This window comes from Acidithiobacillus ferriphilus, assembly GCF_028215975.1.
Taxonomy (GTDB): Bacteria; Pseudomonadota; Gammaproteobacteria; order Acidithiobacillales; family Acidithiobacillaceae; genus Acidithiobacillus; species Acidithiobacillus ferriphilus.
In genome coordinates, this window is the sequence record NZ_CP116458.1 from 2,200,097 (window position 1) to 2,211,917 (window position 11,821).

Here is an 11,821-nt window from a genome sequence, read left to right on the forward strand (position 1 = left end):
TTAACCGCTGATAGAATCCGCATCAGTGGACCGCCCAGGCACCGGGGGCAAATTTTCCGGTGGCCAGTTGTCGAGCCGCATCCCCAATGCAAGGCCATGCGCCACCAAGACTTCCTTTATTTCGTTCAGCGACTTGCGTCCAAGATTAGGGGCTTTCAAAAGCTCCTGTTCCGACTTCTGAACCAAATCTCCAATATAAAAAATATCCTCGGCTTTCAAACAGTTCGCGGACCGCACCGTAAGCTCCAAGTCATCAACCGGTCGAACTAGCAAGGGCGTCAGGCTCTCGTTGGCCTGCACCAGTGACGCCTCGGGCACATCCTTGCTTTCCGCACCAGCCAACACACCGAGCTGACTGCGAAAAATACGGGAAGCCTCTTGCACGGCCCAAATCGGATCGACCACGCCATTCGTCTCGACATCGAGTATCAGACGATCCAGATCGGTCCGCTGCTCCACCCGGGCACTTTCCACCAGGTAGCTTACCCGCAATACGGGACTGAAACTTGCGTCCAGTGCCATGACGCCAATGCGCTTTTCATGACTCTGACGCCGCGTGGCAGCCGCGTCATAGCCCCGACCCTCATCAATACGCAAATGGAGCACCAGTTCCACGTCGCGGGTTAAAGTCGCAATCACCTGATCAGGATTGGCCACCTCAATGCCGTGTTCGGACACGATATCCGCACCCGTCATTTGCCCGGGACCACGTTTACGCAATGTCACCACCGCATCTCCGCGCCCATGCGCACGCACCGCCAGCATCTTCAAGTTGAGCAGAATATCCACAACGTCTTCCTGCACCCCTTCGATGCTGGAATACTCGTGCAATACCCCTTCAATCTCAACCTCTGTAACCGCCGCACCTTTGAGAGAAGATAACAACACCCGGCGCAACCCACTACCCAAGGTGTGACCGAAGCCACGCTCCAGGGGTCCGAGGGCAATACGCGCACGGTGTGCCGAAACTTCCTCCACCTCAACGCCCTGTGGACGTAACAGCTCTCCTACCTCAGTCATAAGCGTTCCTCAATCCCCGGTCTTACTTAGAGTACAACTCCACGACGACCTGTTCATTCAAATCCGGAGCGATATCTTCTCGCACCGGTACCGCTTTGATTGTGGCCTTGAGTTCGGTAGTGTCCATACTCACCCATTCCGGGAAACCACGGCCAGCCGCAGCCTCTACCGCAGAGACAATACGCACATGAGTCCGGGCACTCTCGGCAACGCTCACGACATCACCAGCGCGAAGCTGGTAAGACGGGATATCCACACGCCGTCCATTCACCAGAATGTGGCCGTGCCGAACCACCTGCCGCGCTTCGGCACGAGAGGCCCCAAACCCTAAACGATAAGCCACGTTGTCGAGACGCAGCTCCAGGAAACGCAGCAATAACTCGCCGGTAACACCCCGTGTCTGACTGGCACGCTGGAAATAGCGACGGAACTGTCCTTCCAGTACGCCATAGATACGACGAATTTTTTGCTTTTCACGTAACTGGCCGCCGTACTCACTGACACGTCCGCGTCGCTGACCATGCTGCCCTGGGGCATAGGCTCGTATACTTACTGGACATTTATCAGAAAAGCATTTCTCGCCCTTGAGAAATAATTTTCCACCTTCGCGCCGACACAAACGACAACTCGGACCCGTATATTTAGCCACAGATAATCTCCACCTAAAAAATTAAACACGCCGCTTTTTAGGCGGACGGCATCCGTTATGGGGAATCGGCGTCACGTCGCGAATGCTCGCGATACGGAAACCAATGGAATGAAGTGCACGCACCGTGCTCTCCCGACCCGGTCCCGGCCCCCGCACCTCGACATCCAGGTTCTTCACACCAAATTCCTGTGCTTTTTTACCCGCGTTTTCTGCCGCCACCTGTGCCGCGAAAGGTGTGCTTTTGCGTGAACCACGGAACCCCGACCCGCCGGAACTGGCCCAGGTTAAAACGTTACCCTGACGATCACTGATCGTGATAATCGTGTTGTTGAAGGATGCATAGATGTGCGCAACACCATCAAGAACGTTTTTCTTGACTTTCTTTCGCACACGACTGTTCGCTTGTGTTTTCGCCATTGCTAGAATCTTCCTGCTTAACGCGTAATGGACTTAGCGGGACCCTTGCGCGTACGCGCATTGGTTTTTGTCCGCTGGCCGTGAACGGGGAGACCGCGGCGATGCCGTATACCACGATAACAACCCAAATCCATCAGACGCTTGATATTCATGGTGACTTCGCGGCGTAAATCGCCCTCCACCAGAAACTTCGCAACTTCTGAACGTATGCGTTCCAGCTCAGGCTCGCTGATATCCTTGACCCGCATATCAAAGGCGATTTCCGCAGCGCTCAAAACATGTTGAGCACGCGTCTTACCAATGCCATAAATATACGTCAAGGCAATTTCTATTTGTTTATTGTTCGGAATATTTACACCAGCGATGCGGGCCATCCGCAATTCCTCCAAGAGACTGAGTGGGGTGATCCCACAGACCAAACAGTTTCGCCTACCGCCTTAACCCTGGCGCTGCTTATGGCGAGGTTCAACACAAATCACGCGAACCACACCATTACGACGAACAATTTTGCAGTTACGACAAAGCTTCTTAACCGACGCACGAACCTTCATGTCTATCCCCTATTTGGCACGATAAATGATGCGACCTTTGCTTAAATCATAAGGCGTCATCTCTACAGTAACCTTATCCCCGGGTAATATGCGAATATAATGCATCCGCATTTTACCGGAAATATGTGCATTAACCACATAGCCATTCTCCAAGCGTACCTTGAACGTCGCACTTGGCAAATTCTCTATTACCTCACCCTGCATTTCCAGGGTATCTTCTTTCGACATTTAGCCTGCTACCTCTACCGCTTTCACGATTCTAGAGAATACATCATCGACTTCGCCCTCCCCGCTCACCAGGTGATAGGCAGGTCGATCGTGATAGTAAGCGATCAAAGGCGCGGTCTCCGCCTGATAAACAGCCAAACGTTTACGAATTACTGCGGGCTGATCATCCTCACGTTGCAACAACCCGCCCCCACAGATATCACAGATCCCATAAACTGTGGGTGCATGGTAGCGTATGTGGTAGATCGCCCCGCATTTCGAACATACCCTCCGCCCGGAGAGACGTTCGACAATTTCTTCGTCATCCAAATCCAAATGCAGCACCGCGCCGATTTCATCGCCATGCGCGGCTAATAACTGATCAAGCGCATGCGCCTGATGGATAGTCCGAGGAAATCCGTCGAAAACAACGCCATCCGACGCGTCCTCAAGAAGTAACCGCTCCGCAACGATACGGACAATAATATCATCACCCATAAGCGCGCCGGACTCCATCACTGCCGCGGCACGTAGCCCGATATCGCTGCCAGACTGAACCGAGGCGCGGAGCATATCACCAGTGGACACATGAGGCAAGCTCATTAACTGAGCGAGCCGCTGAGCCTGGGTACCCTTACCGACGCCCGGGGCACCAAGAAAGATCAAATGCTTTGCCACCGTCATCGCCCGCTGAGAGGGTTTTTACGAATCAACCCCTCGTACTGATGGGTGAGCAGATGACTTTGAATCTGGCCCATCAAATCCATCATCACCACGACGACAATCAACAGACTGGTGCCCCCGAAATAGAACGGCACATTGTACTGAACAATGAGGAACTCTGGCAGCAGACAAACCAAGGTCAGATACATAGCGCCCCAAAGCGTGAGCCGGGTAAGAATACGATCCATGTATTTCGCCGTATGCTCGCCAGGTCGGATACCCGGCACGAAGGCTCCGGATTTTTTTAGGTTATCTGCGGTATCCCGAGGATTAAACACCATGGCCGTATAGAAAAAAGCAAAAAATACAATCGCAGTGGTGAACACCACCACGTAAAGTGCAGACCCTGGGCTCAACGCCTGGCCAAAGCGCGCGAGCCACTCCATTCCGGGCACGTTGGCGAACCATCCAGATAACGTCGCCGGCAACAGGATGATGCTGGAGGCGAAGATCGGCGGAATTACGCCGGACATGTTCACCTTGAGCGGCATGTGCGAGCTTTGACCCCCATATATCTTACGGCCAACCTGGCGCTTGGCATACTGGATGGGAATACGCCTCTGCGCACTCTCCATAAATACCACAAAGCCGGTCACCACAAGCGCAAGGATAAAGAGCGCCACAACGAACAACGGCTGAAACTGGCCGGTTTTGGTGAGCTCAACAGTCGTTCCGATAGCGTCTGGCAGACCTGCGACAATACCGGCAAATATGATCATAGAAATGCCGTTACCGATCCCCCGCTCCGTAATCTGTTCTCCAATCCACATCAGAAAAACTGTCCCGCAAGCAAGGGAAATCGTTGTCGTGAACAGAAACAGTGGACCTGGGTCAATCACCACGGGAAGAGATCCGGCGTGCATTTTCTCAATCGCGATGGCGATCCCCAAGCCTTGCATCAGAGCAAGTATGACCGTGGCATAACGCGTGTACTCTGTTATTTTACGGCGCCCGGCTTCGCCTTCCTTTTTAAGTTCTTCGAGTTTCGGAAAAACCGACCCTGCCAGTTGGAATATGATTGATGCACTGATGTAGGGCATGATCCCTAAAGCGAAAACCGTCAGGCGGGAAAGCGCCCCCCCCGAGAACATGTTGAACATGCCCAAGATGGTTCCACGCTGCTGGTTAAAAAATGCCGCCATGGCCGCCGGATCGATTCCCGGTACGGGTATGTGCGCGCCGACACGGAAAACCAGAAGCGCGCCCATCAGGAACAGAATGCGGTTACGTAACTCATTGATCTTTCCGGCCCCCTGTGCGGCGCCTCCAATGCTACGTAACCCGGCCATTAACCTTCTACCTTTCCGCCAGCGAGCTCGATAGCCGCCCGTGCACCCGCGCTTACGCGCAATCCGCGCACGGTTAAAGCCTGCGTGATTTCACCGGTTAAAATTACTTTAACCGAATCCGGCGAGCCACGAACGATGCGCCGAAGCAGTAAGCCTTCGAGATCTACTACGCCGTCAATGGCCGCAGACTCCAGTTGGGACAACGCCACCTCGACGACGCGGGCCCCCAAGGGGTTACGGAAGCCACGCTTGGGGATACGCCTTTGCAAAGGCATCTGACCGCCTTCGAATCCCACCTTATGGTAGCCACCGGACCGCGCGTGCTGACCTTTGTGACCACGACCGGCCGTTTTGCCGAGACCGCTGCCGATCCCGCGTCCGACACGGCGACGGTCCTTTTTCGAGCCCTCTGCAGGCGCAATTGTATTTAATTTCATGACAGCTCTTCCCACCGAAGTAGATAGGGTATCTTATTGACCATTCCACGAATCTCTGGGGTATCCAGGCGTTCTACCGAATGATTGGTATGGCGCAGACCCAACCCCACCACAATCCGACGTTGCTTTTCGGCCACGCCAATCAAACTTTTTACCAGCGTGATGCGCAGATGCTTACTCATCATGCCCTCCTTCGCTGCGGATTTCCTTCAGACTCTTGCCCCGTTTCATGGCGATTGCCTGGGGGCTCGCCAATTTATTAAAGGCGTCAAAAGTTGCGCGCACAACATTGATAGGGTTATTGGAACCAAGCGACTTGGCTACCACGTTCCGTAGGCCTACCGCCTCACAGACCGCACGCATCGCACCACCGGCAATGACACCGCTACCTTCTGGCGCCGGACGCAGAATGACGCGTGCCGCCCCATGACGACCCTCTACCGGGTAAGGAATCGTACCACCTCGCATCAGCGGTATAGTCGTCATCCACCGACGTGCCTGATCAGTGGCCTTTTGAATCCCCGCAGGGACTTCTTTAGCTTTTCCGCGACCGAAACCAACCTTGCCATCCCCATCGCCCACCACCATAAGCGCTGCAAAGCCGAATTGACGGCCGCCTTTGACCACCTTGGAAACGCGGTTGATGTGAATAAGTTTTTCCTGCATCCCGTCGTTGGACTGCGTATCGCGATTTTCCCGTGCCATCTTAGCTCTCCATCAGAACGACAACCCGCCTTCACGGGCAGCGTCGGCCAAAGCTCTCACCCGACCATGGTAACGATATCCGCTCCGGTCAAATGCCACTTCCTTAACGCCCACCGCCAATGCCTTGGCTGCAACCCGTTGTCCAATAGTTGCGGCGGCTGCAACATCTGCCCCGTGCGGCATTTGCTTGCGGAGTTCACCCTCTAGGCTGGACGCCTGCACGAGAACTTTCCCTTGCCTGTCATCAATCACCTGGGCATAAATATGCTTGCCGGAACGAAAGACACAGAGCCGTGGTTTGGCCTGCGATGCGATGCGAGCCCGGGTTTTACGTGCCCGACGGAGTCTTGACAAATTTTTATTCATAGTAGTAAGCCTCAACCATCATTTCTTCTTCGCTTCTTTACGTCTGACATTTTCACCGGCGTAACGTACACCCTTACCTTTGTAGGGCTCCGGAGGGCGATAGGCACGAATATCCGCAGCTATCTGACCAACCTTCTGCTTATCGATGCCCCGAATAACTATTTCTGTCTGTGTCGGTGTTTCGATGCTGATATCATCAGGCACCGGATAATCCACCGGATGGGAAAAACCGAGACTCAGGCTGAGCGACCTACCTTTCGCCTGGGCCCGATAACCCACACCGATAATTTCTAGTTTCTGTTCAAATCCTTGCGATACACCTTGTACCATATTGCTCAGCATCGCCCGCATCGTTCCCGCCTGGGCATTTTGGCCTTCCGCCCAAGTCAGTGACACCACATCGGCATCCAACTGCAATTCCACAGATGGGTGGAAAGGCGCGGAAATTTGTCCTTTAGGGCCTTTCACAATCAGACGCTGTTCTGCAACGTGGACTTCGACGCCCTTCGGAAGAGGCACTGGCTGTTTCGCTACACGAGACATTTTCGTCCTCCCCTTTAGGATACGACGCAGAGAACTTCACCACCGATGCCCGCGGAACGAGCCGCACGATCAGTCATAATTCCCTGAGAAGTCGATATAATTGCGATGCCAAAGCCATCACGCACGCGTGGTAAATCTTCGGCGCCACGATAAATGCGAACACCAGGCCGACTAACTCGCCGAATCTCCACAATGACGCCTGTACCCGCGTAATACTTTAACGTTAAGTTAAGAACGGGATGACCGTCCAACACGTCTTCTTTCACATCCAGGATGTAACCCTCTTCCACCAAGACCCGCGCAATGGCGCGTTTCAGTTTGGAAGCAGGCATCTGCACTTTCGCCTTATTTACCTGTTGCGCATTACGAATGCGCGTCAGCATATCAGCAATAGGATCCGTCACGCTCATCGTGTTTCCTCACCAGCTCGCTTTAACGATACCGGGAATCGACCCAGCCGAAGCATGCTTACGAAAGCACAAACGGCAGAGGCCAAACTTCCGATAGTAACCGCGTGAACGCCCGCACAATTTGCACCGGTGATACGCACGCACCTTAAATTTTGGAGTCCTTTCAGACTTTGCGATCAATGATTTCTTTGCCACGCGTCAAACTCCTTCAAGACCGGAAGGGCATCTTGAAGGCTTTTAAAAGCCCAAGGCCCTCTTCATCATTCTTGGCGGTGGTAGTGAATACCACGTCCAACCCGCGCAAACGATCGATTTTATCATATTCAATTTCCGGGAATATGATCTGCTCTTTCACGCCCATCGTATAATTTCCACGCCCATCAAACGACCGCGGCGAAAGACCACGAAAGTCTCTGATACGGGGAATGGCCACACTGACAAGGCGATCCAAAAACTCGTACATCAAAACTCCACGCAAGGTCACCATGCAGCCAATAGGATAACCATCGCGTATTTTGAAAGCCGCTACGGACTTCCGGGCGCGCGTCACTACGGGCTTCTGGCCTGCGATCTTGGTCATATCGCCAACAGCTGCTTCTAGAATCTTTTTGTCACCCACGGCCTCTCCCACTCCCATGTTCAGAGTGATCTTCCGTAGTTTTGGCACTTCCATCACACTACTAAAGCCAAAATCTTGCATTAGCTTAGGCGCGATAGACGTTTTATACAAAGAATGTAAACGTGCTTCCATATTATTTCCCTTGCTTAACGGCGGCCAATAACTTCACCGTTGCTCTTAAAAACACGCACTTTCTGCCCGTCCTCAAGCACCTTATAACCAATTCGATCCCCGCTACCTGTGACCGCATTAAAAATGGCCACATTAGACACATGAACTGGCGCCTCTTTTTCCACGATACCGCCAGGCTTGCCCATGCGATCAGGACGAACGTGCCGTTTAACCATATTCACCTTTTCGACCACCACCCGTAACTCTTCCGGCAGCACCTTGAGCACTTTACCTCGCTTGCCCTTATCCTTACCGGTCAGAATCACGACCTCATCGTCCTTACGTACCTTCAACATGGTCATCCCCTACAGCACTTCCGGCGCCAATGAAATTATCTTCATAAAATTAGCACCGCGTAACTCGCGCGTCACCGGGCCAAAAATACGTGTACCAATTGGTTGCAACTGATTATTTAAGAGCACAGCCGCATTACTGTCAAAACGAATCAAGGATCCATCTTCGCGTCGTACACCCTTACGAGTACGCACGACGAGCGCATTATAGACATCACCCTTTTTTACCTTGCCACGTGGAACGGCGTCTTTGATGCTCACCTTGATGACATCGCCAATACCTGCATAACGCCGATGCGAGCCACCGAGCACCTTGATACACATCACTTCCCGGGCACCGCTATTGTCAGCAACGCTCAGCCTGGTCTGCATCTGTATCATGCGGTATCCCCTTCCACAATGCCCTGGGCAAGCACGTTCACCAAGCGCCAACTCTTCGTTTTCGACAGCGGACGACATTCTTCAATTTTCACGGTGTCACCGATCTGGCAGGTGTTTTCCGCATCGTGGGCGTGAAATTTCTTGGAGCGCCGAATATATTTTTTATAAAGCGGGTGTTGGATACGACGCTCAACATTGACCACTATAGTTTTATCCATAAGGTTGCTGACCACCGTACCTACCAAACTACGCGGGTTCTTCGCCTCGGTCATAAGTGCGCTTCCTTCTTCACAGTAATAGCCGTCCGCACACGCGCAATATCACGACGCACAAAGCGTAAACGCGACGTCTTGGCTAGTTGACCAGTAGCGTGTTGCATGCGTAATTTGAACTGCTCCTCCAGAAGGAGGAGCAGTTGTGCTTGGCAACCTGCCAGATCCAGTTTTTGAACTTCCTGAGCTTTCATCCCATCACCCGTCTACTGACAAATATTGTCTGTATCGGAAGCTTGGCAGCACCCAGCGCAAACGCCTCACGGGCCACTTCTTCCGTTACACCTTCCATTTCATAAAGTACTTTACCGGGCTGAATCAAGGCCACCCAGTATTCCGGATTACCCTTACCTTTGCCCATACGCACTTCTGCCGGCTTTTTGCTGATCGGCTTGTCGGGAAAAATACGAATCCACATGCGCCCACCGCGTTTTACATGCCGACTGATGGCGCGCCGGGCGGCTTCGAGCTGCCTGGCCGTGATACGACCCCGACCAACGGCCTTAAGGCCAAATTCGCCAAAGCTCACTTTGTTTCCGCGGGTAGCAATACCACGATTACGACCCTTGTGTTGTTTACGAAATTTTGTACGTTTAGGCTGCAGCATCGGACACCCCCGTCACTTCTGGCGGGCAGCGGGCATTTGCGCCGTGCTCCACTCGAGGATTTCGCCTTTGAAGATCCATACCTTTACCCCGATAATGCCGTAGGTGGTTTTGGCTTCTGCGAAACCATAGTCAATATCGGCGCGCAACGTATGTAGCGGAACGCGACCCTCCCGGTACCATTCGGTACGAGCAATCTCTGCACCGCCAAGACGACCGGCGCAGTTGATACGCATGCCTAACGCGCCAAAGCGCATAGCGTTGGTAACCGCCCGCTTCATCGCACGCCGAAACATAATGCGGCGAACAAGTTGCTGCGCAACGCTTTCGGCCACCAACTGCGCGTCCAGCTCAGGCTTGCGGATTTCTTCCACGTTGATATGGACAGGAACCCCCATGCGCATCTGCACGTCATGACGAAGCTTTTCAATATCTTCGCCCTTTTTGCCGATAACAATGCCGGGCCGGGCGGTGTGCACCGTAATACGCGCACTACGCGCGGGACGCTCAATGATAATGTCAGAGACTGCGCCGCCGACGAGTCGTTCACGAATAAACTGACGGACCTTGATGTCTTCCAGCAGTTTTTCCTGGAAGTCGCCTTTACCATACCATCGGGAATTCCAATTCTTAATGATTCCCAGACGCAGTCCGACTGGATTGGTTTTCTGTCCCATACGTTCCTCAGTTAACTCTCAGCGACGACAACGGTGATATGGCTGGTGCGCTTGAGTATCCGCGAGCCACGCCCTTTCGCTCTGGCCGCGAAGCGCTTGAGCACTGCACCACCGTCAATCATGATCTGCTCGACGACCAAAGCATCTACGTCCGCGCCTTCGTTATTCTCGGCATTTGCAATAGCAGACTCCAGACATTTGCGAATCGGGAGCGCGGCCTTTTTGGTAGTGAAACGCAAGATCTCCAGTGCCTTGCCCACCGGCTGTCCGCGTACCAGATCAGCGACCAGACGCGCTTTTTGGGGGGACATTTGAAGTCCTTTTAGTACCGCTGACGATTTCATCACATTCCCCTTAGCGCTTAGCTTTCTTGTCGGCGACGTGACCCTTGAAGGTTCGCGTCAAAGCGAATTCACCGAGCTTGTGGCCAACCATATTCTCATTGACGACTACTGGAATATGTTGACGGCCATTATGAATGCTAATGGTTAATCCAATAAAATCAGGCGTAATTGTCGAGCGACGCGACCACGTCTTGATCGGACGACGGCTGCTGCTCGCCTGAGCACTCTGCACTTTACGGTCCAAATGTTCATCAATGAACGGACCTTTTTTAATCGAACGTGGCACGTGAAATCCTCTTAACCACTAACGCGAACGACGGCGCACAATCATACTACTCGTACGCTTATTTCTACGGGTACGATAACCCTTTGTTGGCTGCCCCCAAGGGGATACCGGATGACGACCACCGGAGGTGCGCCCTTCACCACCGCCATGCGGGTGATCCACTGGGTTCATCGCAACACCACGAACCGTTGGCCGTACGCCGCGCCAGCGCGTCGCACCCGCCTTACCCAATTGACGGGAACCGTGCTCTTCATTCCCAACCTCACCTATCGTAGCGCGGCAGGATACATGAATCCGGCGCACTTCACCAGAGCGCAATCGCACTTGGGCATAATCTCCGTCACGCGCCATGAGCTGAGCAGATGCTCCAGCAGAGCGAGCAATCTGCCCACCCTTGCCGGGCCGCATTTCAATGTTATGCACCACCGATCCCACGGGAATATTGCGCAGCGGCATGCAATTACCCGGCTTAATGGGCGTCTGCTCAGCGGAAAGTACGGGATCACCACTGGACATGCCTTTTGCCGCGAGAATATAGCGACGCTCGCCATCGGCATAGCAAATCAACGCAATGTGGGCCGAACGATTGGGGTCATATTCTAGGCGTTCGACCTTACCCGGTATATCTAACTTATTACGCTTAAAATCCACCAAACGATAATGTGACTTGTGTCCACCACCCTGGTGCCGCCGCGTAACGCGCCCAAGATTGTTGCGCCCACCACTGTGCGATTGAGCCGCGACCAGAGCGGGATGCGGATCTCCTTTATAGAGCCTCGCGTCGACCGTTTTTACTACGAAACGCCGTCCCGGAGAGGTCGGCTTAGTTTTAATAAGTGCCATCTGTTATCCCTTT

Annotated in this window: 25 protein-coding genes; all 25 read right to left on the reverse strand. The window is 53.3% G+C overall.

Going from position 1 to position 11,821, the window contains the following annotated elements; genetic code table 11:
- Positions 1–1,020 (reverse strand): DNA-directed RNA polymerase subunit alpha, encoded by a 1,020-nt coding sequence (locus PJU76_RS10950; protein ID WP_271779572.1) that lies wholly within the window; start codon positions 1,018–1,020, stop codon positions 1–3.
- A gap of 22 nt (positions 1,021–1,042) precedes the next feature.
- Positions 1,043–1,669, reverse strand: a complete 627-nt coding sequence (gene rpsD, locus PJU76_RS10955) for a 30S ribosomal protein S4 (RefSeq protein WP_271779573.1) — start codon at positions 1,667–1,669, stop codon at positions 1,043–1,045.
- A 21-nt stretch (positions 1,670–1,690) separates the two neighbouring features.
- Positions 1,691–2,086, reverse strand: a complete 396-nt coding sequence (rpsK, locus tag PJU76_RS10960; RefSeq protein WP_064218422.1) for a 30S ribosomal protein S11 — start codon at positions 2,084–2,086, stop codon at positions 1,691–1,693.
- A gap of 17 nt (positions 2,087–2,103) precedes the next feature.
- Positions 2,104–2,460, reverse strand: a complete 357-nt coding sequence (rpsM, locus tag PJU76_RS10965; protein WP_014030011.1) for a 30S ribosomal protein S13 — start codon at positions 2,458–2,460, stop codon at positions 2,104–2,106.
- A 63-nt stretch (positions 2,461–2,523) separates the two neighbouring features.
- Positions 2,524–2,637: a 50S ribosomal protein L36 gene (gene rpmJ, locus PJU76_RS10970; RefSeq protein ID WP_009568281.1), complete on the reverse strand. Its 114-nt coding sequence runs from the start codon at positions 2,635–2,637 to the stop codon at positions 2,524–2,526.
- A 9-nt stretch (positions 2,638–2,646) separates the two neighbouring features.
- Positions 2,647–2,865, reverse strand: a complete 219-nt coding sequence (infA, locus tag PJU76_RS10975) for a translation initiation factor IF-1 (RefSeq protein ID WP_064218421.1) — start codon at positions 2,863–2,865, stop codon at positions 2,647–2,649.
- Positions 2,866–3,528 (reverse strand): adenylate kinase, encoded by a 663-nt coding sequence (locus PJU76_RS10980; protein ID WP_271779574.1) that lies wholly within the window; start codon positions 3,526–3,528, stop codon positions 2,866–2,868. It abuts the gene before it with no gap.
- A complete protein-coding gene (secY, locus tag PJU76_RS10985) occupies positions 3,525–4,856 on the reverse strand; it encodes a preprotein translocase subunit SecY (RefSeq protein WP_271779575.1) in 1,332 nt (443 codons plus the stop codon). Before secY ends, PJU76_RS10980 begins: the two co-directional genes overlap by 4 nt.
- Positions 4,856–5,293: a 50S ribosomal protein L15 gene (gene rplO, locus PJU76_RS10990; protein WP_064218418.1), complete on the reverse strand. Its 438-nt coding sequence runs from the start codon at positions 5,291–5,293 to the stop codon at positions 4,856–4,858. Before rplO ends, secY begins: the two co-directional genes overlap by 1 nt.
- Positions 5,290–5,475 (reverse strand): 50S ribosomal protein L30, encoded by a 186-nt coding sequence (gene rpmD / locus PJU76_RS10995; protein ID WP_014030015.1) that lies wholly within the window; start codon positions 5,473–5,475, stop codon positions 5,290–5,292. Before rpmD ends, rplO begins: the two co-directional genes overlap by 4 nt.
- Positions 5,468–5,998, reverse strand: coding sequence for a 30S ribosomal protein S5 (rpsE, locus tag PJU76_RS11000; protein ID WP_271779576.1), 531 nt, complete (start codon positions 5,996–5,998; stop codon positions 5,468–5,470). Before rpsE ends, rpmD begins: the two co-directional genes overlap by 8 nt.
- 12 nt (positions 5,999–6,010) lie before the next feature.
- Positions 6,011–6,364 (reverse strand): 50S ribosomal protein L18, encoded by a 354-nt coding sequence (gene rplR / locus PJU76_RS11005; protein WP_215848844.1) that lies wholly within the window; start codon positions 6,362–6,364, stop codon positions 6,011–6,013.
- Between the two features lie 18 nt (positions 6,365–6,382).
- The gene (gene rplF, locus PJU76_RS11010) at positions 6,383–6,907 is read right to left on the reverse strand and encodes a 50S ribosomal protein L6 (protein ID WP_271779577.1); all 525 of its coding nucleotides are present in this window, start codon (positions 6,905–6,907) and stop codon (positions 6,383–6,385) included.
- Positions 6,908–6,921: 14 nt separating this feature from the next.
- Positions 6,922–7,317: a 30S ribosomal protein S8 gene (gene rpsH, locus PJU76_RS11015; RefSeq protein WP_064218414.1), complete on the reverse strand. Its 396-nt coding sequence runs from the start codon at positions 7,315–7,317 to the stop codon at positions 6,922–6,924.
- A 9-nt stretch (positions 7,318–7,326) separates the two neighbouring features.
- Positions 7,327–7,512, reverse strand: coding sequence for a type Z 30S ribosomal protein S14 (locus PJU76_RS11020; protein ID WP_012536091.1), 186 nt, complete (start codon positions 7,510–7,512; stop codon positions 7,327–7,329).
- A gap of 13 nt (positions 7,513–7,525) precedes the next feature.
- Positions 7,526–8,068 (reverse strand): 50S ribosomal protein L5, encoded by a 543-nt coding sequence (rplE, locus tag PJU76_RS11025; protein WP_064218413.1) that lies wholly within the window; start codon positions 8,066–8,068, stop codon positions 7,526–7,528.
- A gap of 14 nt (positions 8,069–8,082) precedes the next feature.
- Complete coding sequence (gene rplX, locus PJU76_RS11030) at positions 8,083–8,403, reverse strand: 50S ribosomal protein L24 (RefSeq protein WP_064218424.1); 321 nt, start codon at positions 8,401–8,403, stop codon at positions 8,083–8,085.
- 9 nt (positions 8,404–8,412) lie between these two features.
- A complete protein-coding gene (gene rplN, locus PJU76_RS11035) occupies positions 8,413–8,781 on the reverse strand; it encodes a 50S ribosomal protein L14 (RefSeq protein WP_014030022.1) in 369 nt (122 codons plus the stop codon).
- A complete protein-coding gene (gene rpsQ / locus PJU76_RS11040; protein WP_014030023.1) occupies positions 8,778–9,053 on the reverse strand; it encodes a 30S ribosomal protein S17 in 276 nt (91 codons plus the stop codon). The genes rplN and rpsQ overlap by 4 nt, the downstream gene beginning before the upstream one ends.
- On the reverse strand, positions 9,050–9,247 hold the full coding sequence (rpmC, locus tag PJU76_RS11045; protein ID WP_064218412.1) for a 50S ribosomal protein L29: 198 nt from the start codon (positions 9,245–9,247) through the stop codon (positions 9,050–9,052). The genes rpsQ and rpmC overlap by 4 nt, the downstream gene beginning before the upstream one ends.
- Positions 9,244–9,660, reverse strand: coding sequence for a 50S ribosomal protein L16 (gene rplP / locus PJU76_RS11050; RefSeq protein ID WP_014030025.1), 417 nt, complete (start codon positions 9,658–9,660; stop codon positions 9,244–9,246). The genes rpmC and rplP overlap by 4 nt, the downstream gene beginning before the upstream one ends.
- A gap of 12 nt (positions 9,661–9,672) precedes the next feature.
- A complete protein-coding gene (rpsC, locus tag PJU76_RS11055) occupies positions 9,673–10,335 on the reverse strand; it encodes a 30S ribosomal protein S3 (protein WP_064218411.1) in 663 nt (220 codons plus the stop codon).
- An 11-nt stretch (positions 10,336–10,346) separates the two neighbouring features.
- Positions 10,347–10,679: a 50S ribosomal protein L22 gene (gene rplV, locus PJU76_RS11060; RefSeq protein ID WP_014030027.1), complete on the reverse strand. Its 333-nt coding sequence runs from the start codon at positions 10,677–10,679 to the stop codon at positions 10,347–10,349.
- A 10-nt stretch (positions 10,680–10,689) separates the two neighbouring features.
- A complete protein-coding gene (rpsS, locus tag PJU76_RS11065; protein ID WP_014030028.1) occupies positions 10,690–10,965 on the reverse strand; it encodes a 30S ribosomal protein S19 in 276 nt (91 codons plus the stop codon).
- An 18-nt stretch (positions 10,966–10,983) separates the two neighbouring features.
- Positions 10,984–11,808: a 50S ribosomal protein L2 gene (rplB, locus tag PJU76_RS11070; protein WP_271779578.1), complete on the reverse strand. Its 825-nt coding sequence runs from the start codon at positions 11,806–11,808 to the stop codon at positions 10,984–10,986.
- Positions 11,809–11,821: the final 13 nt, after the last annotated feature.

Coding starts and splice junctions, on each gene's coding strand:
- PJU76_RS10950 (WP_271779572.1), bottom strand. CDS start 1,020: ATGACTGAGGTAGGAGAGCTGTTACGTCCACAGGGCGTTGAGGTGGAG.
- rpsK (WP_064218422.1), bottom strand. CDS start 2,086: ATGGCGAAAACACAAGCGAACAGTCGTGTGCGAAAGAAAGTCAAGAAA.
- rpsM (WP_014030011.1), bottom strand. CDS start 2,460: ATGGCCCGCATCGCTGGTGTAAATATTCCGAACAATAAACAAATAGAA.
- rpmJ (WP_009568281.1), bottom strand. CDS start 2,637: ATGAAGGTTCGTGCGTCGGTTAAGAAGCTTTGTCGTAACTGCAAAATT.
- infA (WP_064218421.1), bottom strand. CDS start 2,865: ATGTCGAAAGAAGATACCCTGGAAATGCAGGGTGAGGTAATAGAGAAT.
- PJU76_RS10980 (WP_271779574.1), bottom strand. CDS start 3,528: ATGACGGTGGCAAAGCATTTGATCTTTCTTGGTGCCCCGGGCGTCGGT.
- secY (WP_271779575.1), bottom strand. CDS start 4,856: ATGGCCGGGTTACGTAGCATTGGAGGCGCCGCACAGGGGGCCGGAAAG.
- rplO (WP_064218418.1), bottom strand. CDS start 5,293: ATGAAATTAAATACAATTGCGCCTGCAGAGGGCTCGAAAAAGGACCGT.
- rpmD (WP_014030015.1), bottom strand. CDS start 5,475: ATGAGTAAGCATCTGCGCATCACGCTGGTAAAAAGTTTGATTGGCGTG.
- rpsE (WP_271779576.1), bottom strand. CDS start 5,998: ATGGCACGGGAAAATCGCGATACGCAGTCCAACGACGGGATGCAGGAA.
- rplR (WP_215848844.1), bottom strand. CDS start 6,364: ATGAATAAAAATTTGTCAAGACTCCGTCGGGCACGTAAAACCCGGGCT.
- rplF (WP_271779577.1), bottom strand. CDS start 6,907: ATGTCTCGTGTAGCGAAACAGCCAGTGCCTCTTCCGAAGGGCGTCGAA.
- rpsH (WP_064218414.1), bottom strand. CDS start 7,317: ATGAGCGTGACGGATCCTATTGCTGATATGCTGACGCGCATTCGTAAT.
- rplE (WP_064218413.1), bottom strand. CDS start 8,068: ATGGAAGCACGTTTACATTCTTTGTATAAAACGTCTATCGCGCCTAAG.
- rplX (WP_064218424.1), bottom strand. CDS start 8,403: ATGTTGAAGGTACGTAAGGACGATGAGGTCGTGATTCTGACCGGTAAG.
- rplN (WP_014030022.1), bottom strand. CDS start 8,781: ATGATACAGATGCAGACCAGGCTGAGCGTTGCTGACAATAGCGGTGCC.
- rpsQ (WP_014030023.1), bottom strand. CDS start 9,053: ATGACCGAGGCGAAGAACCCGCGTAGTTTGGTAGGTACGGTGGTCAGC.
- rpmC (WP_064218412.1), bottom strand. CDS start 9,247: ATGAAAGCTCAGGAAGTTCAAAAACTGGATCTGGCAGGTTGCCAAGCA.
- rplP (WP_014030025.1), bottom strand. CDS start 9,660: ATGCTGCAGCCTAAACGTACAAAATTTCGTAAACAACACAAGGGTCGT.
- rpsC (WP_064218411.1), bottom strand. CDS start 10,335: ATGGGACAGAAAACCAATCCAGTCGGACTGCGTCTGGGAATCATTAAG.
- rplV (WP_014030027.1), bottom strand. CDS start 10,679: ATGAAATCGTCAGCGGTACTAAAAGGACTTCAAATGTCCCCCCAAAAA.
- rplB (WP_271779578.1), bottom strand. CDS start 11,808: ATGGCACTTATTAAAACTAAGCCGACCTCTCCGGGACGGCGTTTCGTA.